Source organism: Actinomadura rubteroloni, assembly GCF_002911665.1.
GTDB lineage: Bacteria > Actinomycetota > Actinomycetes > Streptosporangiales > Streptosporangiaceae > Spirillospora > Spirillospora rubteroloni.
The window spans coordinates 832,928-855,131 of the sequence record NZ_MTBP01000002.1 but is presented as its reverse complement, the minus strand read 5'-3'; the positions used below and the strand labels follow the sequence as shown (position 1 = coordinate 855,131).

Here is a 22,204-nt window from a genome sequence, read left to right as displayed (position 1 = left end):
AACTGCCCAACTCGCCACAATCCTCTCGGTTTGCGCACTATCAGCGTCCGCGGCGCGCCCGGCCCCCGCTCGTCCCGGGCGCCCGCCGACAAGGGGGTTTCGTGAAAAGGCTCGTAGTGATCACCGCCGCCGCGGCGGTCGCGGTGGGCGGCCCGGCCGCCGTCGCCACCGCCGCCGCGCCCGCGGGCGCCCCGGCCCAGGCCGGGAAGGTGGCGTGGTCGGCCTGTCCGACCGACGTGACGGGCGGCTCCTACCTGAAGAACGCCGAGTGCGGCCAGGTGAGCGTCCCGCTCGATTACCGGAAGCCGAACGGGAAGAAGATCTCCGTCGCGGTGTCGCGTGTGAAGCACACGGCGAAGGACTACCAGGGCGTCCTGCTCGGCAACCCCGGCGGACCGGGCGGCGCCGGGCTGTACCTGTCCGGCGGGCTCGCGGCCTGGCTGCCGCCCGAGGTCGCCGCCAAGTACGACATCATCGGCTTCGACCCGCGCGGCGTCGAGTCGAGCAAGCCCGCGCTGTCGTGCGTGCCGAACTACTCCGACCCCGTCCGGCCGGACTACGTGCCGTCCGGCGCCAAGGACGAGAAGGTCTGGCTCGCCCGGTCGAAGAAGTACGCGGACGCGTGCGCGAAGAAGTACGGCTGGCTGCTGCCGTACATGCGGACGACCGACGCCGCGCAGGACATCGACGCGATCCGCGCGGCCCTCGGCGCCAAGCAGATCAGCTACTACGGCTTCTCCTACGGCACCTACCTCGGCTCCACCTACGCCACGCTGTTCCCGACGCACGTCAAGCGCATGGTGCTCGACGGCAACGTGGACACGCGCGAGGTCTGGTACAAGGGCCAGCTCAGCCAGAACGTCGCGTTCGAGCGCAACATGAAGCTCTGGTGGAGCTGGATCGCCAAGTACGACTCGATCTACCACCTGGGCGCGTCCGAGAAGGCCGTCGAGAAGAAGTACTACGCGATCCGCGCGGCGGCGAAGAAGAGCCCGATCGGCAAGAAGATCGGCCCGGACGAGCTGGACGACACCGTCCTCAGCGCCGGCTACAACACCGGGTACTACATCCCGTTCGCCGAGGCGCTGTCGGCGTGGGCGACCAAGAAGGACCCCGCCCCGCTGCTGGACTGGCTGTCGGAGGGCGGCGGCGACAACGGCTTCGCGGTCTACAACGCCGTCCAGGCCGTGGACGCCCCGTGGCCCGCGAGCTGGAAGACCTGGCATGACGACGCCACGCGCCAGTACGCGTCGGGCATCCGGTTCAACTCGTGGTCGAACACCTGGTTCAACGCGCCGATCCACTTCTGGCACGTCCAGGGCAAGAAGACATTCCCGGTCGGGTCGAAGAAGGCCCCGTCGATGCTGCTCGTGCAGTCCACGCTGGACGCGGCCACCCCGTACCCGGGCGGCCCGCAGATGCGCTCGCTGTTCCCGGCGGCGCGGCTCATCGCCGAGAAGGGCGGCAAGACCCACGCGAACACGCTGAACGGCAACGCCTGCCTCGACGACCGCGTCGCCGCCTACCTCACCAACGGCAGCCTCCCGGCGCGCAAGCCGGGCCGGACCGCCGACCTCGTCTGCGCGGCGCTGCCCGCGCTGAACGACCCGGTGCCGGGCGCGACGGCCAAGGCCGCCGTCGCCGACCTGCCGAGCAAGAACCTGCTCATCGGACGTCCGTAAGTTCCACGGCGCGGGCCGGTCACGGGATTCCGTGACCGGCCTGCTCTGTTTCCTTCGCATCTGTCGCGAATCGCGGGACTCGTCGCCTGTCCGGGACGCCGGACCGTCCACCGGTAGAAATCGACGGGTGCTGACCACCCTCGGCAAGGGCGCCCTCGGGGGCGCCGCCGCCTGCCTCGCCGCCGCCACCCTCACCTCCAGCCTCCCGGCCCGGGAGGGCACGGCCGCCGCCGGCGCCCCGCCCGCCGTGGCGTGGGCGCCGTGCCCGAACCAGGACCCCGTCGAGGGGACGCGGCTGCGCGGCCTCGACTGCGGGACGCTCCGGGTGCCGCTCGACCACGCCCGTCCCGGCGGCACGATGATCACGCTGGCGCTGACCCGGCTCCGGCACACCGCCGCGCGGAGCCAGGGCGTCGTCCTGCTCAACCGGGGCGGGCCCGGCGCGCACGGCCGCGACATGCCCGCCGACTTCCGCGTCGCGTTCGCGCCCGACGTCGTCGCGGCCTACGACTGGATCGGCTTCGACCCGCGCGGCGTCGGCGCGAGCCGGCCCGCGCTCGTCTGCGACACGTCCTACCTGAACCCCGGCAGGCCGCGCGCGGACACGCGTCCGGCGAGCACGGCCGAGGAGAACGCCTGGCGCGCCCGCGCCCGCGCCTACGCGCGCGACTGCGGGCGCCGGTACGCGCGCTACCTCCCGCACCTCGGCACGGCCGACTGGGTCGGCGACATGGACGCGATCCGGGCCGCGCTCGGCGCGTCCCGCGTCAACTACTTCGGCTACTCCTACGGCAGCTACCTCGGCGCGGTGTACGCGTCGCGCTACCCCGGACGGGTCGGGCGCTTCGTCCTGGACAGCGTCGTCAAGCCGAGCGGCGTCTGGTACGCCGACAACCTCGGGCAGAACGTCGCGTTCGAGAAGCGGATCCGGCAGTACTTCGCGTGGATCGCCCGCAACCGGAGCGTCTACCGCCTCGGCGGGGACGCCGAGGCCGTCCGGGCGTCCTACGAGAAGGCGCGGGCGCGGCTGAAGGCGCGGCCCGCGTTCGGGCTCGTCGGGCCGTCGGAGCTGGACGACCTGTTCCTCAACGACGGCTACACCCAGACCACCTGGAGCCGCCACGCGCACGCCCTGGCGGACTACCTGCGCGGCGACACCTCCGGGCTGCGGCGCGAGTGGAAGCCGCCGTCCCGGCTCGACCAGAACAACTTCGCCGTCTACACCGCCACGCAGTGCCGCGACGCGGCGTGGCCGCGCGACTGGCGCGTCTGGCACCGCGACAGCGTCCGGCAGTTCCGGCAGGGCTACCGGTTCGAGACGTGGGGCAACACCTGGTACAACGCGCCCTGCGCCTACTGGCCGCTCACCGGGGGGCCCGCGCCGGCGGTCGGCGGGACGGCGGCGCCGCTGCTCGTCCAGGCGTCCGACGACGCCGCGACGCCCTACGACGGCGCCGTCGAGACGCACGAGCGGTTCCCGAACTCGCGGCTGCTCGTCCAGGCGGGCGGCGGCGACCACGGCGTCACGCTCGGCGGCGACCGGTGCGTGGACGGCGTCGTGGCGGCCTACCTGCGCGACGGCACGCTGCCCCCGGCCGGGCCCGGCGTGGACGCCACCTGCACGGCGGGCCCGCCGCCCGCCGCGAGCCGGGCCGTCGCGCACTGACGATCGCCGACGTCATAGGCTTGACGTCGTGGTCATGACAGCGCTGAGGCCGCACGCGCCTCGGTTCCACCGGAGCCGGTGACGATGCGGATGCTGGGGTCGCCGCCGGTGCGGCTCCTCGACGACCGGTACCGCGACGACGTGCTCGCGCTGCTGGACGCCGACCCGGTCGCGAACGTGTTCGTCGGGTCGCGCGTCCACGCGGCCGGACTGGACCCGCGGCGCCTCGGCGCGCAGATGTGGGGCTACCTGCGCGAAGGGCGGCTCACGGCGGTCTGCTACGCGGGCGCCAACCTCATCCCGGTGAACGCCGGGGCCGCGGCCGTCCGGGCGTTCGCCGAGCGCGCCCACGCGCAGGGGCGCCGCTGCTCGTCCATCGTCGGGCCGGTGGACGCGGTCGGGGAGATGTGGGAGATCCTCGGGCCGTACTGGGGGCCGGCGCGGGCCGTCCGGGCGGCGCAGCCGGTGATGGCGACGTCCAGCCCGCCCCCGGTGCCGGGGGACCCCGCGCTGCGCCGGGTCACGATGGACGACTTCGACCTCGTCTACCCGGCCTGCGTGAAGATGTTCACCGAGGAGGTGGGCGTCTCCCCGAACGTCGGCGACGGCGGCGTGCTGTACCGGGCGCGGGTCGCCGAGCTGATCCGCGCGGGCCGCGCGTTCGCCCGGATCGAGGACGGCCGCGTCATGTTCAAGGCCGAGATCGGCGCCGTGACCCCGCGCGCGTGCCAGGTGCAGGGCGTGTGGGTGCCGCCCGAGCTGCGCGGACGCGGCCTGTCGGTCGCGGGCATGGCGGCGCTCGTCGAGGAGGCGCTGCGGACCGTCGCGCCGACCGTCTCGCTGTACGTCAACGACTACAACACGCGGGCGCGGGCCGCGTACCGCCGCGTCGGGCTGCGCGAGACCGGCACTTTCATGTCCGTTCTGTTCTGATCGGGGTAACGTCCGGGCGTGGACTTCCCCGCAGCACTGCGCGTCGCCGTCCACGAGTCCGGGCTCACCCTGGAGCGCATCCGGCACCGGCTGGCCCGGCGCGGCCTGACGGTGAGCGTCGCGACGCTCAGCCACTGGCAGCGCGGACGCACCCGGCCCCGGTCCCGGGCGGTCGTCGCCGCGCTGGAGGAGATCCTCGCGGTGGAGCCGGGCACGCTCACGGCCCGGCTGGACGACCCGGCCCCCGACTCGGCCGGGCTCTGGCCGGATCCGGACGGCTACACCCGGCTCGTCGCGCAGTTCGACCGGTCCGGCGACCGGCGCCTCGAGCGGCTGAGCGTCCACGACGTCCACCGGCTCGGCCCCGACCGGCGCGCCGCCGGGCTGACCGTGCGCGAGGTGCTGCGCTCCACCGGCGATGACGTGGACCGCGTCGTCTGCGTCCATCCCGTTCCCGCGGCGGGCGCCGAGCTGACCGGGCTGCGGTACTGCCGGCCGGGACGGGTCCGGGACGCGGGCGGCCTGCTCGGCTTCGAGCTGATCTTCGACCGGGTGCTCGGGCCGGGCGAGACCGCCGTCGTGGAGTACGGGCTGCGCCCCGCCGACCCGCGTCGGCGCGGCGGGACGGCGCGGCGCTACCGGCGCGTGTTCCCCCGGCCCGTCCGCGACTACCTCGCGATCGTCCAGTTCGACCCGGCGGTGCTGCCCGCCCGCTGCTACGGCTTCACCGCCGCCGACGGGCGCGCCCGGCACCCGCTCGGCGAGCTGTGGGTCGGGACGTCCGGCAGCGCCCACCTCGCGCTCGCCGACGTCCGGCGGGGGAGCGCCGGGCTGGAGTGGGAATGGGATTGACCGCATTCGCTTGGTTTCCGCAGGCCGCCGACTTACAGTGAGTGTCGACCGAGCAAGATCAGAAGTCAGGGGCCGTCGGGGGCCGGCCGGATTGGATCCGGAGGCCGAAGATGCACGCCACCAGCGAGCACGACCTGTCGCACGACCTGTCGCAGGCCCTGCGGCACGGCCCGTTCAACGCGGCGCTGCACGCCGCGATCCAGGCGCGCGGGCTCAGCCTGGAGGCCGTCCGGCGCCGGCTGGCCGCCGAGGGCGTCGCGATCAGCCTGTCCACGCTCAGCTACTGGCAGCGCGGCCGGACCCGTCCGGAGCGGTCGGACTCGCTGCGCGCGGTGCGCGGCCTGGAGACCATCCTCGACCTGCCGCGCCACTCGCTGGTGACGCTGCTGCGGCCGGTGCCCGAACGCAGCACGGGCGTGTGGCGGTCGCTGGAGGAACTGTGCCCCGAGCCGGTCGTCCGGGACCTGCTGGACGAGATCGGCGACCGGGGCGACCGCGGCGTCACCGGCCTCAGCCTGCACGACCAGTACACCCTCGGCCGCGACCGGCAGCTCGCCGAGAACCGCACCCGCGTCGTGTTCCAGGCCCAGCAGCGCGGCGTGGACCGGTGGGTCGCCGTCTACCACCACCCGCACGGGGCCGTCCCGTCGTCGCGGTGGGCGCGCGGCTGCCGGTTCGGGCGCGTCCGCGTGGACGAGACCAGCGGCCTCATCGCCGCCGAGCTGCTGTTCGACCGGGCGCTGCGGCGCGGCGAGACCTACCTGCTGGAGTACGGGTTCGGGTTCGAGGAGACCGGGCCGCCGATCACCGAGGAGGGGCGCGGCTTCCACACCCCGCAGCACGAGTACCTGATCGAGGTGCGGTTCCATCCGGCGATGCTGCCCGCCCGCTGCTACCGGAGCTGGCGGCCCGACGGGCAGTCGGACCTGCGCGACGACGCGGAGCTGCGGCTGTCGAGCTACCGCAGCGTCCACTTCATCGAATTCGGGATGCCTGCCGGGTACCACGGCATCCGCTGGGAGTGGGACTGAGTCACCGGACGAGCCGCGCCACCAGCCGGTCCAGCTCGGCGGCCGGGTCGTCGGTGAGGCCCGCGTGGACGGGTCCGGGCTGGACGACGGTGCTGCGCGGGGCCGTCAGCCAGCGGAACCGCGCGCCGGGGGGCTCGGCGGCGGCCTGCCCGGCCGCGTCGCCGCCGCGGCAGAGGGCGTCCACGCCGTCCAGCGAGCGGCGGACGGCGCCGAGGTCCAGGTCCGGGTCCAGGGCGCGCAGCCGGTCCCGGTCGGGTTCGGCGCGGCACGCGAGGTAGTCCAGCGCGCGGCAGTACAGGACGACGCCGACGTTGACGCCCTCGCCGCGCTCCTGGCACGGCACGACGCGCAGCGCCGCGTACTCGAAGACGGTGCTCACGCCGGACCCCCGAGCCGTCCCGGACGGTTCGCGCCGCGCCGGGGCGCCGTCCGGGGCCGGTTCGCGGCGGCGTCCAGGGACGGCAGCCATGTTCGGGGCTCGGCGGCGCGTTTCAGCAGGATCTCGACGTAGGCGTCGCGGACGGCGCCGGGTCCGTCGAAGCCGGGTTCGCCGTCCAGCCACGCGTCCGGGACGAGCGCCACGACGTCGCGCAGCAGGTCCTCGGTGATCTGCGGGGCGAACTCGGCCTCGGCCGCCGCCAGCTCGGTCGCGCGGGGCGCGAGGACGTGGTCGTCCACGTCGTAGGGGCCGCTGAACAACCGCGCCGCGTTCGCCCACGCGTGGTGGAAGATGAGGCTCGCGCCGTGGTCGATGAGCCAGACGTCGCCGTGCCAGACGAGCAGGTTCGGGTTGCGCCAGCTCCGGTCCACGTTGCCGATGAACGCGTCGAACCACAGCACCCGGGACGCGAACGCGGCGTCGACCTCCCAGCCGAGCGGGTCGAACCCGAACGAGCGCGGCAGGTAGTCCACGCCGAGGTTCCAGCCGGTGCTGGCCTTGAGCAGGTCCTGGACGTCGGGGTCGGGCTCGTGCCGTCCGATCAGCGGATCGAGGTCGATGACGACGAGGCGCGGCACGCGCAGGCCCAGCCGGCGGCCCAGCTCGCCCGCGACCACCTCGGCGACCAGCGCCTTGCGGCCCTGCCCGGCGCCGTGGAACTTCATCACATAGGTGCCGAGGTCGTCGGCCTCGACGATGCCGGGCAGCGATCCGCCCTCGCGCAGGGGCGTCACGTACCGGACAGCGGTCACGAGCGGCAGCACGCCTGCACGCTATCGTGCGGCGCGTGGAAGCCGCCGAGCTGGTCGATCTGTCGGTCCCGCTGCGCACGGGGATGCCGGTGTACCCGGGCGATCCGGAGGTGGCGGTCGCGTCGGCGCTGACCGTCGCTCGCGACGGCGTCAACGTGCAGCGGCTGCACCTCGGCTCGCAGTCCGGGACGCACGTGGACGCGCCGTTCCACATCGACGACGCGCTGCCCCGGCTCGACCAGCTCCCGCTGGAGCGGTTCGCGGGCCCGGCGGAGGTGCTGGACGCGCGCGGCCGGGAGCCCCGCGCGCCGATCGGCCCGGAGGCGCTGCCCGCCGGGCTGCGGCCGGGCGTCGTGCTGCTCGTGCTGACGGGCTGGTCGGAGCACTGGGGGACCGGGCGTTACCTCGCGCACCCCTATCTGGCGCCGGAGACGGCCGAGGCGATCGTCGCGGCGGGCGTCCGGACGGTCGGGATCGACGCGCTGAGCGTCGACCGCACCCCGCCGCCCGGCGACGACTCCTTCGACCTCGCCGCGCACCGCGTCCTGTGCGGCGCGGGCGCGGTGATCGCCGAGAACCTGACCCGGGTGGAACGGGTCGCGGTCGCGCGGGCGGCGGGCCGCAGCGCCGAGGCGCTGCTGTTCCCGCTGAGCCTGGCCGCCGACGGGTCCCCCGTCCGCGCCGTCGCCCGGCTCAGCGGATCATCCGGAAGCAGGTGAAGGTGGGGATGCGCCAGTACTCGCCGCGGCCCGCCTTCACCGCCGCGAGGATGAGGAAGACGTACTGCGCGATGACGTGGAAGAGGAACAGCGGGATGAGGGGGAGAAGCAGCAGGGGCGCGTCCAGCACGATCGCCAGCGGGATCAGGATGAGCAGCGGGACGAGGAGCTGGATCGTGACCGTGAGCCCGTAGTTCAGGGCCTGCGCGGCGTGGAAGCGGACGAAGCCGGACTCGCGGCGCTTGACGAAGTAGATGACGAGCGGCGCGATGAAGCCCATGACGAGCGAGCCGATGTAGACGCCGAGGGCCCAGTTGACGTCGTCGCCCGCGACCGTGCCGCGCGGGCCGCCGGGGTTGCCGGGCGGCCCGTAGCCGTACCGGGGGTCGTAGCCCTGCGGGGAGCCGTAGGAGTACCAGGGCGGGGGAGTGCCGCCGGGCGGCGGTTCGGCGTCGTGCACGGTGGGGTCCTTCCACAAGGGGACATGTCCGACGATCGTGGCATAACGTGCCAGCATGGCGACCGTTCTGGTGGTGGAGGACGACGCGGACGTCCGAGCCGCCCTCATCCGTGAACTGACCGCGCGCGGCCACGCGGTCCGCAGCGCCGGGACGGCGGTGGACGCGCTGCGCGAGGTCGCCGGGAGCCCGCCGGACGTGGTCGTGCTCGATCTCGGCCTGCCCGACCTGGACGGCGGCGCGGCGCTGCGGATGCTGCGCGGCGTGTCCGACGTGCCGGTCGTCGTCGCGACCGCCCGCGACGACGAGCCCGAGATGGTGCGGCTGCTGAATGCGGGCGCCGACGACTACCTCGTCAAGCCGTTCTCCGCCGAGCACCTGGTCGCGCGGCTGGCCGCCGTGCTGCGCCGCGCCGGCCGCCCCGGCGCCGCCGCCGACCTGCGCGTCGGCGGCCTGCTGCTGCGCCCCGACCGGCGGGAGGCGTCGCTGGACGGCGTCCCGCTCGAACTGACCCGCCGCGAGTACGACCTGCTGGCGTACCTGGCGGCCCGGCCCGGACGGGTCGTCGCGCGCCGCGAACTGCTCGCCGAGGTGTGGCGGCAGACCTACGGCGGCGACCAGACGATCGACGTCCACCTGTCGTGGCTGCGCCGCAAGCTCGGCGAGACCGCCGCCGCGCCGCGCTACCTGCACACCGTGCGCGGCGTCGGGGTGCGGCTGGCGGCGCCCGCGTCATGAGGCGGACGCTCGTCCTGGTCTCGCTCGCCGTCACGTCGATGGTGGCGCTGGCGTTCCTCATCCCGCTGGCGCTGACCGTCCGGGAGATCGCGCGGGACCGGGCGCTCGCCGACGCGGTGCGGGAGGCGGGGGAACTGCGCCGTCCGGTCGCGGCGGCCTGGTCGGGCGGCACCGGGACCGCCGACCGCGCCGCCCTGGCCCGCGCCGTCGCCGGGACGCGGGCGGGCGCGGCGCGGCACGCGGTCGTCCATCTGCCGGGCGGCCGGACGGTCCCCGGCGGTGTGCCCGGACGCGCCGGGGCCGCGCCGCTGGACGCGGTCGTCCGGACGGGCGTCGCCGACACCGTCCGGGTGCGCGGCGGTTACGCGGTGCTGGACCCGGTATGGCTCCCCGACGGCCGCACCGCCGTGGTCGAGGTGTTCGTCCCGGCGGGGACGGCTTCGCAGGGCGTCCCGGCGGCCTGGCTGGTGATCACGGCGGTCGCGGTGGCGCTGGTCGCCGGGTCCGTCGCGGTCGCCGACCGGCTCGGCCGCCGGATGATCCGCTCCACCCGGCGGCTCGCGGGCGCCGCGACCGCGTTCGGGGCGGGCGAGCTCGGCGTCCGCGTCGACCCCGACGGCCCGCCCGAGGTGGTCGAGGCCGCGCTGGCGTTCAACGCGATGGCCGACCAGGTCGTCCGGCTGCTCGCCGCCGAACGCGAGATGGCCGCCGACCTGTCGCACCGGCTGCGCACCCCGCTCGCCGCGCTGCGCCTCAACGCCGAGGCGCTCGGGGACGGCCCGGACGCCGCCCGCGCCCGCGCGTCGGTGGACCGGGTGGAGCGGGAGGTGGACGAGGTGATCCGGGCCGTCCGGCGGCCCACCGCGCGCGGGAACTGCGACGCGGCGGCCGTGCTGCGCGACCGCGTGGCGTTCTGGTCGGTGCTCGCCGAGGACGAGGGCCGGCCGCTCGCGCTGACCGGCGCGCCCGGTCCCGCGCCCGTCCCGCTGCCCGCCGCCGAGCTGGCCGCCGCCGTGGACGCCCTGCTCGGCAACGTCTTCCGGCACACCCCGGAGGGCACGGCCTGCGCGGTCGCGCTCGCGCACGGACCCGGCGGCGTCGCGATCACGGTCGCCGACGGCGGCCCCGGCATCGCCGACCCGGGCGCGGCGCTGCGGCGCGGCGCCAGCGGCGGCGGCTCCACCGGCCTCGGCCTGGACATCGCCCGCCGCGCCGCCGCCGCGACCGGCGGGCGGCTGGCCGTCGAGCGGTCCGCGCTCGGCGGCGCGCAGGTGCGGCTGGCGCTGCGGACCGGGTCGGTCGCGGCGCGGCGGCCCGGACGCTGGACGGCGTTTTGGGGAAGACATGGGCATGACCGTCCTTCGGGCGGGACACCCCAGCACATGTGAACCCACGCGCTCGCGGCCTGGTCGCGCTGCTGGCGGCCGGTGCCGTCCTCGTCGTCGGCTGGCCGCTGCTGAGCCGCGCGCTCGGCTCGTCCGCCGAGCCGCTGCGCGACGGGTCCCGCCTGACGCTCGGCTCCGGGACGACCGAGGCGCGCTTCGCGGTCGGCCCCGGCTGGTCGCTGCGCAAGTCCGGCAGCGACCCGGCCCAGTCCTACAAGCTGGAGCGGGCGGGGACCGACCTCGCGATCTCGCTCGTCGCGCCGCCCGCCGGGACGAGCCCCGGGCAGCTCTGGGAGGGGCTGCGCGACGTCGTGCGGATCGGCGATCCCGACGCGCGGCTCGGCGTCCCGCGTCCGTACCGGGACGGGCTGAGCGGCCCGCTGCAGGTCGGCGCCGACCTCGGCTCCGCGACCGTCCTGCCGCACCCCGACGGGACGGCGGCCGTCGAGGCGACCGTGCTCGGCGGGTCCCCGGACGACCTGGACGCCGCCGCGCGGGTCGTCGGGTCGCTGCGCTTCACCGGGACCGCGCGGTGACCGCGCCCGCCGTGCCGCTGCGGCGCGCGTCCCGGCCGGACGGGGTGTCGGTCGTCGCGCACGTCGCGTTCGGCGTCCTCGCGGCGGCGGGCCTGGTCGCGCTCTGGTCGCTGTACGCCGGGGCGATCACGGTGTTCCCCGGCGCGTTCGTGCTGGGCGTGGTGCTCCAGGGCGCGGTCGCGATGATCGGGTTCACGCTGCTGCGGCGGCTGCGGCCGATCCACGCGCCGCCGTTCGGGACGTCCCTGGCCGCGCTCGTGTGGGGCGCGACGGCGGCGAGCGGCGCGTCGGTGACCGCCAACGACGGCCTGCTCGCGGTGTGGGCGAAGGTCGGGTCGCTCGGCTTCTCGTCGGCGTGGGGCGCGGCGCTGTCGGCCCCGCTGAACGAGGAGCTGCTGAAGGCGGCGGGGATCGCGCTGCTCGCGCTCGCCGTCCCGCACGTCGTGCGCGGCCCGGTGGACGGCATGATCTTCGGCGCGCTGGCCGGGCTCGGGTTCCAGGCCGCCGAGAACGTGATCTACGGGCTCCAGGCGGTGCCGTTCGGCGGCGGCGTGGACCAGGGGGCGGCGGTCGTCCAGTCGTTCCTCGGCCGTGTGCTGATCACCGGGCTCGGCTCGCACTGGACGATGTCGGCCGTCGCGGGCGCGGGCGTCGGCTACGCGCTCATCGGGCGCCGCTGGACGGGCGCGGGCCTGATCCTCGCCGCGATCGCGATGCACTGGCTGTTCGACGCGCCGTTCCTGGCCTTCCTCGGCGGGACGGTCGCGAAGGTCGCCGTGAACTTCGTCGCGGCGGTCGTGCTGTACTTCGCCGTCCGGCACGGGTACCGGGTCCACGCGCGCCGGGTGCTGCCGCCGGAGGAGAGCGGGTCGCTGATCTCGCGCGGCGCGCGGCGGCGGGCGCGGCGGGAGACGCCGCCGGGGCCGGTCCGCGCCCGGCTGGTCGCCTACCAGGAGTGGCGGCTCGCGCAGATCGACCGGACGCGGCCGGGCCGCCGGCACGCCGTCGTCTAGCGGCCGATCGCGTCGCCGAGCAGCAGCCGGACCGCGTCGGCGGTGCCCGCCGCGCCCTCGCCGGTGGCCAGGCGGCGGACCGCGAGCCCGTAGAGCAGCGCGACGACGGCGGGCGCGTGCCGCTGCGGCTCGGCGACGCCGAGCGCGGTGAGGACGGCGGTGGCGAGCCGGTCGTAGGCGGCGACCGAGCGGGCCGAGGTCTCGCGGACGGCCGGGTCGCGCGCGGCGTGCAGGTGCAGTTCGAGGTTGGCGATCTGCTCGGGGCCGGTGGCGAACTCGACGATCGCCCTCTCGACCTCCTCGGCGGCCTGCGCGGGGTCGGCGCCGCTCGCGCGCAACTGCTCGACGCGGGCGCGGATGCGCTCGATCTCGTCGTCCACGAACGTCCGCAGCGCCTCGCGCAGCAGGTCGGACTGGCTCGGGAAGTGGTAGGTCAGCGAGCCGAGCGACACCCCGGCGGCGCGGGCGACCGCGCGGTTGGTCACGGCGCCGACGCCCTGCTCGCCGATGAGGCGGAGCGCCGAGGCGAGGATGCGGTCGCGGGGCTTCACCCGGCCAGTCTTCCATTCGCGTCTCGCCCCGGTCTATCGTTCGTACGAACGAACGACACGGGAGGGCGTATGGACGGGCTGGGCCTGGCCGCGCAGGCGGAACTGCTCGATCGGGGCGAGGTGTCGGCGAAGGAGCTGGTCACGGCGTCGCTGGAGCGCATCGACGCGCTGGCGGGGCTCGGCGCGTTCCGGGTCGTCCGCGAGCGCGCCGCCGCCGAGGCCGAGGAGGCCGACCGGCGGCGCGCCGGCGGCGAACGGCTCCCGCTGCTCGGCGTCCCGGTCGCGGTCAAGGACGACACCGACGTCGCGGGCGAGACGACCCCGTTCGCGATCCGCGCCGACCACCGGCCGAAGACCGAGGACGCCGAACTCGTCCGCCGGCTCCGCGCCGCCGGGGCGATCATCGTCGGGAAGACGACCACCTGCGAGGTCGGGCTCTGGCCGTTCAGCGAGTCGCCCGGCTTCGGGGCGGCCCGCAACCCGTGGAACCCCGACTATTCGCCGGGCGGCTCGTCCGGCGGGTCGGCGGCGGCGGTCGCGGCCGGGATGGTGCCCGCCGCCGTCGGCTCGGACGGCGCCGGGTCCGTCCGCATCCCCGCCGCCTGGACGCACCTCGTCGGCATCAAGCCGCAGCGCGGGCGCGTGTCCGGCTTCCCGCACCGCGAGCAGTTCCACGGCATCACCGTCCACGGGCCGCTGGCGCGCAGCGTCGAGGACGCGGCGCTGCTGCTGGACGTCCTGACCGGCAGCCGTCCCGAGGACGTCCACCGCCTCGACCCGCCGGCCGCGCCGTTCGCCGCCGCCGCGCGCCGCGACCCCGGACGGCTGCGCGTCGCGGTGTCGTTCAAGACCGCGTTCGGCGTCAGCGGGAGGCTGGACCCGCAGATCCGGGCGGCCGTCGAGCGGATCGCGCGGCGCCTCGCCGACCTCGGCCACGCGGTGTTCCCCGCCGACCCCGACTACGGGCTGATCGGGCTCGGGCTCGTCCCGCGCGGCACGGCGGGCGCGGCGGACTGGCTGGACGGCCTCACCGGCGCCCGCCCCGAGGCCCGCACCGCCGCCGAGGCGCGCCTGGGCCGGGTCGTCGGCCGCCGCATGCTCCCGCTCGCGCGGCGGCTCGACCCGTCGTTCCGGCGGCGCGCGGGACGGATCTTCCGGTACGCCGACGTCGTCCTCACCCCGACGACCGCGCAGCTCCCGCTGAAGGTCGGCGCGTTCGACGGCGCGGGCTACCGGCGGACGCAGTCGGGCGTCGCGGCGGCGTGCCCGTACGCGTGGCCGTGGAACGTCCTCGGCTGGCCCGGCGTGAACGTCCCGGCCGGGCTCAGCGACACCGGGCTGCCGATCGGCGCGCAGCTCCTCGGCCCCGACTCCGGCGAGGCGCTGCTGATCGCGCTCGCCGGGCAGCTCGAACGCGCCGAGGGCTGGACGGCGCTGCGTCCGCCCGACTCAGCGCAGCGCGTCGCGTGACAGCCGGTCGGCGCGCCGCGTCGTCTCGGGCAGCCGGTACTCGGGCGTGAGCGCGAGCGTCAGCGCGCACGCGGTGTCCAGGTCCATCCGGTGGCCGACGGACACGAACACCGGCTTGACGCCGTCCCGCGTGCGCAGGACGCGGCCGACCTCGGCGCCGTCCAGCAGCAGCGGCCCGCTGTCGCCGCGCCGCTCGCCCGGCGGCTCCCACTCGCCGACGAACGCGGTCTTCGCGACGCCGAACGCGGGCAGCCCGGTGAGCACGCCGACATGGCACGCCAGCCCGAACCGGCGCGGATGGGCGAGCCCGTAGCCGTCGCAGACCAGGACGTCCGGTGCCGCCGGGAGGCCGCGCAGCGCGTCGAGCAGCGCGGGCAGCTCGCGGAACGCGAACAGGCCCGGCACGTAGGGGAAGGCGGCCGTCCCGGTCGCGACGGACGACGCGACGACCTCCAGCGTCGCCGTCGCCAGCACCACGGCCGCCGCCGCGAGCGGGGCGCCGGTGTCGTGGCCGTCGCCCGCGTAGGACACGTCCAGCCCGGCGACCGTCGCGGGGCGGCGCGGCCCGGGGCCGCGCAGGTCGAGACGGGGGCGCAGCGCGTCCTGGACGGCCTCGGCCTCGGCGGGCGTGCGCGGCCACCCCGGCGGCTCGGCGATCTCCATGCCCCGGGACGTTACGCGAGCGCGGCGTACGCGGCGTCCAGCAGCGCGACCGCGCGCGGGTCCCCGGCGAGCTGCGGGCCCATCCGGTTCGGCAGGTAGGCGAACGCCAGCCCGGCCGCCGGGTCGCCGAGCCCGAGCGAGCCGCCCGCGCCGGGGTGCCCGAACGCCGTCGCGCGGCCCGCCGCCGGGACCGGCAGCATCGTCGCGGGACGCATGTAGCCGAGGCCGAACGACGAGTCCACGACGAGCGTCCGGTCCGGGCCGTGGGCGCGCGGGCGCAGCGCCTCGGCGAGCGTGTCCGGCTTGAGGATCCGCCCGGCGGACAGGTCGCGGTAGAACGCGGCCAGCGACCGCGCCGTCGCGGTCATGCCCGCCGACGGCCAGCCCGCCCGCAGCACGACCGGGTTGTTGAAGCCGCCCTTGCCGGGCATCGGCGCGCTGAGCGCCCGCACGAACATGCTCTCCGGATCGGTCATCGCTTTGCGCAGCTCGGCGAGGATCTCCGGGTCGTCGGTCGGGACGACGGGTCCCGCGTTCTGCTCGCCGCCCGGCGCGAGCCGCGCGGCCCGCGCGATGACGTCGTCCGGGGCGCCGACCCACAGGTCCAGGTCCCCGGCGAACTCGCGCCGCGCGTACGCGCCGACCGGCACCCCGGCGACCCGGCGGACGATCTCCCCGGCCAGCCAGCCGAAGGTGAGCGGGTGGTAGCCGTGGGCCGTGCCGGGCGTCCACTCGGGCTCCTGCGCCGCGAGGATCGCCGACGCGGCGTCGGCGTCGGCGGCCTCCTCGGCGCCCACCGGACGCGCGAACGCGGGCAGGCCGTCCTGGTGCGACAGCAGGTGCGCGGCGGTCGTGCCCTCCTTGCCGCGCTGCCCGTACTCCGGCCACCACGCCGTCACCGGGCCGTCCAGGTCGACGCCGCCGCGCTCGGCCAGGTGCAGCGCGGCCGTCGCCGTGACGGCCTTGGTGCACGAGAACGCGAAGCAGGGCGTCGACTCCTCCCAGGGGCGGCCGGTGCGCCGGTCCGCGCTGCCTCCCCACAGGTCCACGACCTTGCGGTCGCCCACGTAGACGGCGACGGCCGCGCCCAGCTCGCGGCCCGCCGCGAAGTTGCGCTCGAAGGCGTCCCGCACCGTCGCGAAGGCCGGATCGCAGAACCCTGTGACTGGCGACATGTCCGGTCCGTCCTCTCTGGAGGGTCGAAACCGAATCATGCTCGATCGGCGTCCGCCGGGACGACGCGGGGTCGGCTCAGAGATGCCCGAGCCGTCCGGCGGGCTCGGGCTCGGGGACGGGCGCGACGTGCCCCGGCCGCGTCCGCCCGAACTCCAGCGCGAGCAGCGCCGCCGCGACCGGCACGAGATCGGTCCAGGCGCGGAACAGCACGCAGCGCGGCTGATAGTCCGGCCGGAACTTGCGGTTGAACAGGAACAGCGACTCCACCGCGATCCACGGGTCCAGCAGGTGGATCGCCCTGTACCCGGCGCGCTCCAGCGGGTTTCGATCCTCGGTCTCCAGCAGCGTGCGGAACGCCGCGAAGTTCAGCGACACGACGTCCAGGCCCCGGTCGGCCGCGTACGCGAGGGTCTCGGCGATCAGCCGCTCGTTGACGCCGTTCGGGCCGCCGGGCCGCCGCCGCATCGCGTCCAGGCTGAGCGCGTTCCCGGCGCGGGCGTAGCGCTGGAAGCCGACCGGCTCGCCCGCGCGGTCGTAGGCGACGGCGACGACCGTGCCGGGGTGGCGGCCGGTCAGCAGCTCGTCCAGGTTCATCGAGAAGCCGCGCTCGGCGGCGCCGCCGAGGGACGAGCGGGCGACGTCCAGCAGCTTCCCGCGCAGCCCGGGGGACAGGTCCCGCTCGGCCAGCACCTCGGTCGTGACGCCCGCGTTCACCGACCGCTGGACGGCTTGGCGGACGTTGCGCATCCGCCGTCCGGTCAGCGCGAACCCGGCGGGCCGCAGCAGCACCTCGTCGCCGACGCCGATGGCGCGCAGGCCGTCCCACGCGGGGACCAGTTCGGGACGCGCGCCGAGCACCGCCGGACGCCAGCCCGACGTCCGGCACAGCTCCAGGAACGCCGCGATCGCCGCGCGGTGCGACGCGGGGTCGCCGACCGGGTCGCCGCCCGCCGCCGCGATGCCGAACAGCACGCGGTAACCGATCGCGGCGCGGCCGTCCGGGCTGAAGACGTAGGACTTGTCGCGGCGCAGCGCGAACGGCGCGAGCGTGTCGGACCCCGAGTGCGCGACGAGCAGCGCGACGCGGCGGCGTTCGGCGTCGTCGCCGGGCGCGGGAGCCGGGTCGGGCGCGAGCAGGGTCAGGACGAGCGCGAGCAGCCCGGCCCCGCCGAGCGTCGCGAGGACGCCCGGCAGCCAGTCCGCGCCCTCGATGTGCGCGCCGGTCGCGCCGAGCCCGGACGCCAGGTCGCGGCCCACGCTCCCGACCGCGACGCCGCCGACCAGCACCGCGCCGAGGGCCGTGCCGACGATGAGCGCGCCGCCGACGACCGCCGCCGTCCGGACCCGCGCCGGGTGCGGACGCACCGGATAGTCGGCGCGCCGCAGCCACAGCGCCACCAGGACGGCGGCGAGCAGCGGGCCGCGCCACGGCGCGTCGTCCCCGGCGAGCACCGCGACGAGTCCGAGACCGATCAGGGCGAGCACGCCGGCGAGCGCGGCGCGGCGGCGCAGCAGGATCCCGCGCGCGACGAGCAGCAGCGCGAGCGCGAGGACGACGGCGTGCGCGGGCGCCAGCGGCTCCCCGGTGACCAGCACCGACGCCCGGCGCAGCCAGCCGGGCGAGTCCGGGACGGCCGGGACGGCGAGGAGGACGGCGACCGTTCCCGTCCCCGCCCCGGCGGGCCAGACCGGTCCGGGCGGCTTCGCACGCTCCACCAGAGACACCTCCGACCGGCGCAACCGTGATCCCCGGGAACTCATTCCCCGTTTCGTACGTTAAGTCGCGCTCGCGGCGGCCGCTACGGTGATCCCATGAGCGGTTTCAGGCATGTGGTCGTGTTCCGGTGGAACGAGGGGACGACGGTCGAGCAGCAGGAGGATCTGGCGCGGCGGCTGCGCGCGCTCCCGGACGCGATCCCGGAGATCGCCGCGTACTCCGTCGGGCTGGACGCGGGCGTCAACGCGGCCAGCTACGACTTCGCGGTCGTCGCGGACTTCGCCGACCGGGACGCCTACCTCGTGTACCGGGACCACCCGGTCCACCGGGCGATCCTCGACGAGTTCGTCGCGCCGATCACGAAGGACCGCGCGGCCGTCCAGTTCGCGTTCTGACCGCGCCCGGCCGAGCGCCCGGCGCGCGGGCGCTCAGCCGAGCGCCCGCGCGTTCAGGATCGCGTCGCGCAGCGTCTGCGGCGCGGCGGCCTCCAGCAGCCGTGAGCCCCCGCCCAGCGGGACGAGCGCCCACCACGACCGGGTGGCCTTGCCGTACCAGACGCGGACGCCAGGGAACTGATCCTGCAGCCCGCGCACCGCCGCCGCCGTGGCGGCGGCGGTCGGCTCTTCGTCCAGACCTGCGGTGTCCCGCTCAGCCGTCATGTCGCCTCCCCCGTGTGCTCCTAGGTAACAGCGTTATCCGGACCCGAAACGTCACCGGTGTTCGGCGAAATGTGACGAACGACACGATCTCATCCCGAGCCCGCCCGTGCAGGCAGGACGCCGCGAAAAGCGGCGAAACAGCAGGAGAACGACGGTGTGCGGGACCGGCCGGACGGCTCGGGGCGCCTGTCCGTGCGCCCGTCAGCGTGCACGGACGCCGTCGAGGACGATCCCGAGATGGTGCTCGGCGAGCCGCGCGGCGTCCGTCCGCTCGTCCCGGCCGGCCCAGCGCACCGCCGCCCGCACCGCGTCGCGGATCATCCGGTGGGTCAGCCCGGGGTCGAGGTCGGCGCGGAACAGCCCGTCGCGCTGGCCCCGGCGGATCGTGTCGACCCACAGCGCCTCGATCTCGGCCTCCGACCGCGCGACGTAGGCGAACCGCGCAGTGCTCCGCAGGTGGTTCCAGTCGTTCTGCAGCACGGTGATCGCCGCGCGGTGCGGCTCCAGCGACGCGAACGCCGCGTGGACGAGCGCGGTGAGCGTCGCGCGGGCGTCCTCGCCCGCCTCCACGGCCGCGCGCGACGCCGCCGTGGTCTCCGCGAAGTACGCCGTCAGCAGCTCGTCCACGATCGACTCCTTGGAGTCGAAGTGGTGGTAGAGGCTGCCGGACAGGATCCCGGCCTCCTTGGCGATGTCGCGGACCGTCGTGGCCTGGAAGCCCTTCTCGGCGAAGAGGCCGGCCGCGAGGCGCACGAGGTGCTCGCGGCGGCGCGAGGCCAGGGCCGCGTCGCCGCGTCCCCGGCGGCGCCGCGCCGTGCCGGGACGCCCGGAGTTCGCAGTGGTCACCCGCGCCATTATGCCGGGGCATACCGGGCGCTTCGCTTGCTTCAGTGACCGGCCTCGCGGGCTCGGCGTCAGGGCTCGGCGGGCGGGTCGACGGGGAGCGGGAGGTCGCCGCCCGCCTCCGCCGCCGCGGCCAGCCGCTCGCGCAGCGCCCGCACCAGCGCGTCGCCCTGCTCGGTCAGCCGCTCGATGGCCGGGATCGCCAGCTCGTCGCGCGTCGCGTCGGCGAGCAGCGCGTCGTACTCGTGCGCGTCCCGGGTCAGCGCCTCCAGCCGGTGCTGCGCGCGCAGCGCATCGTCCGCCGCGACGGCCCGCTCGGCGTAGCGCTCCAGCGCCTCCACGCGGCGCGTCACCGCCCCGACCGACTGGTCCAGCTTCTCGCGCAGCGGACGCAGCGCCGCCTCGACCTCGGGGAACTCGTCCTCGACGGTGTCGGCGTCGCGCGCCGTCCGCAGCCGCGCCTGCCGGGCGAGGATCTGCGCGATCTCCCACTCCTGCCGGGGCAGCGTCACCGCGTTGTCGATCGCGTCGAGCAGCCCCTCCCGGTGCACCTCGGCGGTCAGGACGGTGTCGATCGCCCGCTGCGCCCGCGCCAGCAGCGCCAGCGCCGGGGCGTCCAGGTCCTCGGGGACGACGTACCGGTCCCGCCGCCGGTCCAGTTCGCGGGCGCGGCGGGCGTCCAGCGTCACGCCCGGCACGATCGCCCACAGCAGGACCGCGACCAGCGCCAGCGGCACCAGCCACGCGCCGAGCAGCGCCGCCGCCCCGGCGCCGAGCGCGAGCAGCGCCAGCGGCCCGAACCACACCAGCGGGCGCCCGCGCCGCACGATGCGGTCCAGGTCCGCGCGCAGCGTCGGGTCCGCGACCGGACGCGCCTCGCCCGGCAGCGCCCGCGCCGGAAGCCCGAGCGGGGCGCCCACCCGCTCCCAGTCCGACGCGACGTGCGTCTCGAACGCGAAGTCGGTGGGGGAGATCTCGACCTCGGCCGGGCCCGGCGGCAGCGGCCACGACCCGACCGGCTCCCCGCCGCCCGGCCCGGTGAACCGCACCCACCAGCCGCCCTTGGCCTCCGTGCACCGGTACCGGCCGGGCGCGACGTCGATCCCGACGAAGAACGTCCCGATGCCCGGCACCGTCTCCCCGGGCGCCGTCGCCGTCATGCCCGGCCCCCGGCCGGGTCGCCTGCTCGCGTCATCCGCCGCCCCCTCCGGAAGGCCCGTTGTCGCGCGCTGTCTCCGCCATTGTCCATCTCCGGGACGTACGGTCGCGGTTTCCGCCCCGTCCGTCCGGCGTGGCGCCGCTCACCGGGGGTGGAATACTCGCCCCGTGCGACCCGAACACGACCCCCGCGACGACCCGCCGTGGGCGATGCAGCTCGTCGTCCGCGTGGAGAAGGCGGACCCGCCCGGCCACGACGCGGTGTGCGCCGCCGCCGCGACGGCCGTCGCGCGGCTGCTCACCGACCCGCGCGCCGCCGCGCCGGACGGGGAGTGGCACGCGGCCGTCGCCGAGTGGGAGGCGCGGCGGATCCGCAAGGTCACCCGGCGGGCGCGCGGCGTCCGCTGGCCGCAGGCGCAGGAGTTGCCGGGCGTGACGGTGGTGTGCGGCGGCGCGGAGGTCCGCGCGTTCGTGCCGTCGCCGGTCGCCGACGTGCCGCCCGCGCTGGCGAAGCTCCAGGTGGCGGGGCTGGACCTGGAAGTCGGGGACGAGCCGCCCGTCCCGCCTGCGCCCTACGCGGCGATCGCTTTGAACCCCGGCGTGACGATCACGACGGGGAAGGCGGCGGCGCAGTGCGGGCACGCCGCCCAGCTCCTGCTGCGCGCGTTGCCCGGACGGAAACTGCGGGCCTGGACGGACGCGGGGACGCGCGTGCGCGTCGTCCACGGCGTCCCGTGGGAGACGTGCGTGAAGCGCTCGGCCGTGGCCGTCCGGGACGGCGGGTTCACCGAGGTCGCGCCCGGCACGATGACGGCCGTCGCCTGGCTGGAGACCTGACGGTCAGGGCTGCTCCGGCGGGTCGAGCAGCGTCTCGTCGGGGGACCGGCGCGGCGGCAGCGCCTGCGGACGGGTCGGCGCGGGGTCGTTGGACGGCAGCGGATGCGGCATCGTCCGGTCCTCCGGCGCGGGCGCGGGCGCGGGCTCGGGTCGCTGCTGGCGCCACTTGTTCATCGCGGCGAGCGCGAGTTCCTGCGTGCGGCCGGGCAGCACCGGCAGCGGCTGCTGCCCCGACGACCCGGCGGCGCGGGCCTTCACGCTGAGGCTGTAGGAGACGGCCAGCACCGCCGCGAACCCCGCCAGGTAGACCAGGTGCAGGCCGAGCGCGAGCCACTTGCCGTGGACCACGTCCAGCGCCGCGAACACGCCGTACCCGGCGGCCCAGGCGGCGAGCGCGGGCAGGAACCACACGTCGCGGCGGCGGGCCAGCGCGGCGGCGGCCACGAGGACGAGCGCGAACTGCACCGCCTTCACCGCGACCAGCGCGGGCAGCCCGAGACCGGACCCGACGTAGGCGCCGAGGTCGGCGCGGCGTCCGGCGACGTCCAGCGCGGTCGTCGCCAGGGTTGCGATGCCGAACGCCGCGAGGAAGACGCCGACCGGGTAGTGGAAGCGGTGCCAGTTCGCCGTGTCCTCGCGGGCCGGCGCCGGGGGCGCGGCGTCGGCGGGCGGCTCGGGGTAGGCCGGGGCCTCGGGGTAGGCGGGCGGCGCGGCGGCGGGCCGCGCCGGCAGCGGCTGGTCGGGCCGGGTCCAGTCCTGGTTCCCGCCGGCGCCCACGGTCATCGTGCCCCCATCCTCCGTGTACGTCAGTACGCGCAACTTACCGCGAACCGCATCGAATCGAATGCCTCGTCTCGGCCAGATCGGGCGAACCGGCTGCCGACCCGCCGCTGACCTGCCGGAAGTGCTTGCGTGGAGCCCGGCCA

Annotated in this window: 24 protein-coding genes; 13 read left to right on the top strand and 11 right to left on the bottom strand. The window is 76.1% G+C overall.

All coding sequences use genetic code 11. The features are described from left to right. Positions 1 to 101 precede the first annotated feature (101 nt). The 5 genes from BTM25_RS15475 (at position 102) to BTM25_RS15455 (ending at position 6,164) form a co-directional block, all read left to right on the top strand. Entirely contained in the window at positions 102 to 1,682 is a 1,581-nt protein-coding gene (locus tag BTM25_RS15475) for an alpha/beta hydrolase (RefSeq protein ID WP_235828433.1), read from the top strand. A 127-nt stretch (positions 1,683 to 1,809) separates the two neighbouring features. Further along, entirely contained in the window at positions 1,810 to 3,348 is a 1,539-nt protein-coding gene (locus tag BTM25_RS15470) for an alpha/beta hydrolase (RefSeq protein WP_103563607.1), read from the top strand. A 90-nt stretch (positions 3,349 to 3,438) separates the two neighbouring features. Next, positions 3,439 to 4,281 (top strand): GNAT family N-acetyltransferase, encoded by an 843-nt coding sequence (locus BTM25_RS15465; RefSeq protein WP_103564655.1) that lies wholly within the window; start codon positions 3,439 to 3,441, stop codon positions 4,279 to 4,281. 18 nt (positions 4,282 to 4,299) lie between these two features. Then, on the top strand, positions 4,300 to 5,133 hold the full coding sequence (locus tag BTM25_RS15460) for a helix-turn-helix domain-containing protein (RefSeq protein ID WP_103563606.1): 834 nt from the start codon (positions 4,300 to 4,302) through the stop codon (positions 5,131 to 5,133). A 110-nt stretch (positions 5,134 to 5,243) separates the two neighbouring features. Then, the gene (locus BTM25_RS15455; RefSeq protein ID WP_103563605.1) at positions 5,244 to 6,164 is read left to right on the top strand and encodes a hypothetical protein; all 921 of its coding nucleotides are present in this window, start codon (positions 5,244 to 5,246) and stop codon (positions 6,162 to 6,164) included. 1 nt (position 6,165) lies between these two features. On the opposite strand, the gene BTM25_RS15450 is transcribed toward BTM25_RS15455, so the two are convergent. Both BTM25_RS15450 and BTM25_RS15445 read right to left on the bottom strand, forming a co-directional pair. Then, positions 6,166 to 6,543 (bottom strand): DUF3037 domain-containing protein, encoded by a 378-nt coding sequence (locus BTM25_RS15450; protein WP_235828432.1) that lies wholly within the window; start codon positions 6,541 to 6,543, stop codon positions 6,166 to 6,168. Beyond that, positions 6,540 to 7,367 (bottom strand): HipA family kinase, encoded by an 828-nt coding sequence (locus tag BTM25_RS15445; RefSeq protein ID WP_103563603.1) that lies wholly within the window; start codon positions 7,365 to 7,367, stop codon positions 6,540 to 6,542. Before BTM25_RS15445 ends, BTM25_RS15450 begins: the two co-directional genes overlap by 4 nt. A gap of 14 nt (positions 7,368 to 7,381) precedes the next feature. Between BTM25_RS15445 and BTM25_RS15440 the strand changes: the two genes are divergently transcribed. Further along, positions 7,382 to 8,074 carry a cyclase family protein gene (locus BTM25_RS15440; protein ID WP_103563602.1) on the top strand — a complete coding sequence of 231 codons (693 nt, stop codon included), beginning with the start codon at positions 7,382 to 7,384 and terminating at the stop codon, positions 8,072 to 8,074. On the opposite strand, the gene BTM25_RS15435 is transcribed toward BTM25_RS15440, so the two are convergent. Further along, positions 8,049 to 8,591 carry a DUF4870 domain-containing protein gene (locus tag BTM25_RS15435; RefSeq protein ID WP_103563601.1) on the bottom strand — a complete coding sequence of 181 codons (543 nt, stop codon included), beginning with the start codon at positions 8,589 to 8,591 and terminating at the stop codon, positions 8,049 to 8,051. The two genes, BTM25_RS15440 and BTM25_RS15435, sit on opposite strands and share 26 nt — an antisense overlap. Here BTM25_RS15435 and BTM25_RS15430 point away from each other — a divergent pair. The 4 genes from BTM25_RS15430 to BTM25_RS15415 are packed head-to-tail and all read left to right on the top strand — an operon-like array spanning position 8,590 to position 12,204. Next, the gene (locus tag BTM25_RS15430; RefSeq protein WP_103563600.1) at positions 8,590 to 9,270 is read left to right on the top strand and encodes a response regulator transcription factor; all 681 of its coding nucleotides are present in this window, start codon (positions 8,590 to 8,592) and stop codon (positions 9,268 to 9,270) included. The two genes, BTM25_RS15435 and BTM25_RS15430, sit on opposite strands and share 2 nt — an antisense overlap. Then, positions 9,267 to 10,658: a sensor histidine kinase gene (locus BTM25_RS15425; RefSeq protein ID WP_103563599.1), complete on the top strand. Its 1,392-nt coding sequence runs from the start codon at positions 9,267 to 9,269 to the stop codon at positions 10,656 to 10,658. Before BTM25_RS15430 ends, BTM25_RS15425 begins: the two co-directional genes overlap by 4 nt. Continuing rightward, positions 10,655 to 11,191 carry a hypothetical protein gene (locus tag BTM25_RS15420; RefSeq protein ID WP_235828431.1) on the top strand — a complete coding sequence of 179 codons (537 nt, stop codon included), beginning with the start codon at positions 10,655 to 10,657 and terminating at the stop codon, positions 11,189 to 11,191. The genes BTM25_RS15425 and BTM25_RS15420 overlap by 4 nt, the downstream gene beginning before the upstream one ends. After that, positions 11,188 to 12,204, top strand: coding sequence for a PrsW family glutamic-type intramembrane protease (locus BTM25_RS15415; protein WP_103563598.1), 1,017 nt, complete (start codon positions 11,188 to 11,190; stop codon positions 12,202 to 12,204). The genes BTM25_RS15420 and BTM25_RS15415 overlap by 4 nt, the downstream gene beginning before the upstream one ends. On the opposite strand, the gene BTM25_RS15410 is transcribed toward BTM25_RS15415, so the two are convergent. Continuing rightward, positions 12,201 to 12,755 carry a TetR/AcrR family transcriptional regulator gene (locus BTM25_RS15410; protein WP_103563597.1) on the bottom strand — a complete coding sequence of 185 codons (555 nt, stop codon included), beginning with the start codon at positions 12,753 to 12,755 and terminating at the stop codon, positions 12,201 to 12,203. The genes BTM25_RS15415 and BTM25_RS15410 overlap by 4 nt on opposite strands. Before the next feature lie 69 nt (positions 12,756 to 12,824). Here BTM25_RS15410 and BTM25_RS15405 point away from each other — a divergent pair, with 69 nt between their 5' ends. Then, complete coding sequence (locus BTM25_RS15405; RefSeq protein WP_103563596.1) at positions 12,825 to 14,225, top strand: amidase; 1,401 nt, start codon at positions 12,825 to 12,827, stop codon at positions 14,223 to 14,225. Here BTM25_RS15405 and BTM25_RS15400 read toward each other — a convergent pair. From BTM25_RS15400 to BTM25_RS15390, 3 genes are all read right to left on the bottom strand, one after another. Beyond that, complete coding sequence (locus BTM25_RS15400; protein ID WP_103563595.1) at positions 14,205 to 14,888, bottom strand: endonuclease V; 684 nt, start codon at positions 14,886 to 14,888, stop codon at positions 14,205 to 14,207. The two genes, BTM25_RS15405 and BTM25_RS15400, sit on opposite strands and share 21 nt — an antisense overlap. Before the next feature lie 11 nt (positions 14,889 to 14,899). Continuing rightward, positions 14,900 to 16,063, bottom strand: coding sequence for a serine hydrolase domain-containing protein (locus BTM25_RS15395; protein WP_103563594.1), 1,164 nt, complete (start codon positions 16,061 to 16,063; stop codon positions 14,900 to 14,902). Between the two features lie 76 nt (positions 16,064 to 16,139). Further along, on the bottom strand, positions 16,140 to 17,780 hold the full coding sequence (locus BTM25_RS15390; RefSeq protein ID WP_103563593.1) for a bifunctional lysylphosphatidylglycerol flippase/synthetase MprF: 1,641 nt from the start codon (positions 17,778 to 17,780) through the stop codon (positions 16,140 to 16,142). Between the two features lie 96 nt (positions 17,781 to 17,876). Between BTM25_RS15390 and BTM25_RS15385 the strand changes: the two genes are divergently transcribed. Continuing rightward, positions 17,877 to 18,176 carry a Dabb family protein gene (locus BTM25_RS15385; RefSeq protein WP_103563592.1) on the top strand — a complete coding sequence of 100 codons (300 nt, stop codon included), beginning with the start codon at positions 17,877 to 17,879 and terminating at the stop codon, positions 18,174 to 18,176. 33 nt (positions 18,177 to 18,209) lie between these two features. On the opposite strand, the gene BTM25_RS15380 is transcribed toward BTM25_RS15385, so the two are convergent. The 3 genes from BTM25_RS15380 to BTM25_RS15370 form a co-directional block, all read right to left on the bottom strand. Further along, positions 18,210 to 18,440 (bottom strand): hypothetical protein, encoded by a 231-nt coding sequence (locus tag BTM25_RS15380; RefSeq protein ID WP_103563591.1) that lies wholly within the window; start codon positions 18,438 to 18,440, stop codon positions 18,210 to 18,212. A 201-nt stretch (positions 18,441 to 18,641) separates the two neighbouring features. Beyond that, positions 18,642 to 19,295 (bottom strand): TetR/AcrR family transcriptional regulator, encoded by a 654-nt coding sequence (locus BTM25_RS15375; RefSeq protein WP_103563590.1) that lies wholly within the window; start codon positions 19,293 to 19,295, stop codon positions 18,642 to 18,644. Positions 19,296 to 19,354: 59 nt separating this feature from the next. Continuing rightward, entirely contained in the window at positions 19,355 to 20,443 is a 1,089-nt protein-coding gene (locus BTM25_RS15370) for a hypothetical protein (protein ID WP_103563589.1), read from the bottom strand. Between the two features lie 166 nt (positions 20,444 to 20,609). On the opposite strand from BTM25_RS15370, the gene BTM25_RS15365 reads away from it, so the two are divergent. Then, positions 20,610 to 21,278 (top strand): aminoacyl-tRNA hydrolase, encoded by a 669-nt coding sequence (locus BTM25_RS15365; protein WP_103563588.1) that lies wholly within the window; start codon positions 20,610 to 20,612, stop codon positions 21,276 to 21,278. Positions 21,279 to 21,281: 3 nt separating this feature from the next. On the opposite strand, the gene BTM25_RS15360 is transcribed toward BTM25_RS15365, so the two are convergent. Continuing rightward, positions 21,282 to 22,061: a hypothetical protein gene (locus tag BTM25_RS15360; RefSeq protein WP_103563587.1), complete on the bottom strand. Its 780-nt coding sequence runs from the start codon at positions 22,059 to 22,061 to the stop codon at positions 21,282 to 21,284. Between the last annotated feature and the right edge of the window lie 143 nt (positions 22,062 to 22,204).

Coding starts and splice junctions, on each gene's coding strand:
- BTM25_RS15465 (WP_103564655.1), top strand. CDS start 3,439: ATGCTGGGGTCGCCGCCGGTGCGGCTCCTCGACGACCGGTACCGCGAC.
- BTM25_RS15455 (WP_103563605.1), top strand. CDS start 5,244: ATGCACGCCACCAGCGAGCACGACCTGTCGCACGACCTGTCGCAGGCC.
- BTM25_RS15430 (WP_103563600.1), top strand. CDS start 8,590: ATGGCGACCGTTCTGGTGGTGGAGGACGACGCGGACGTCCGAGCCGCC.
- BTM25_RS15435 (WP_103563601.1), bottom strand. CDS start 8,591: ATGCTGGCACGTTATGCCACGATCGTCGGACATGTCCCCTTGTGGAAG.
- BTM25_RS15425 (WP_103563599.1), top strand. CDS start 9,267: ATGAGGCGGACGCTCGTCCTGGTCTCGCTCGCCGTCACGTCGATGGTG.
- BTM25_RS15405 (WP_103563596.1), top strand. CDS start 12,825: ATGGACGGGCTGGGCCTGGCCGCGCAGGCGGAACTGCTCGATCGGGGC.
- BTM25_RS15400 (WP_103563595.1), bottom strand. CDS start 14,888: ATGGAGATCGCCGAGCCGCCGGGGTGGCCGCGCACGCCCGCCGAGGCC.
- BTM25_RS15395 (WP_103563594.1), bottom strand. CDS start 16,063: ATGTCGCCAGTCACAGGGTTCTGCGATCCGGCCTTCGCGACGGTGCGG.
- BTM25_RS15385 (WP_103563592.1), top strand. CDS start 17,877: ATGAGCGGTTTCAGGCATGTGGTCGTGTTCCGGTGGAACGAGGGGACG.
- BTM25_RS15380 (WP_103563591.1), bottom strand. CDS start 18,440: ATGACGGCTGAGCGGGACACCGCAGGTCTGGACGAAGAGCCGACCGCC.
- BTM25_RS15375 (WP_103563590.1), bottom strand. CDS start 19,295: ATGGCGCGGGTGACCACTGCGAACTCCGGGCGTCCCGGCACGGCGCGG.
- BTM25_RS15370 (WP_103563589.1), bottom strand. CDS start 20,443: ATGACGGCGACGGCGCCCGGGGAGACGGTGCCGGGCATCGGGACGTTC.
- BTM25_RS15360 (WP_103563587.1), bottom strand. CDS start 22,061: ATGACCGTGGGCGCCGGCGGGAACCAGGACTGGACCCGGCCCGACCAG.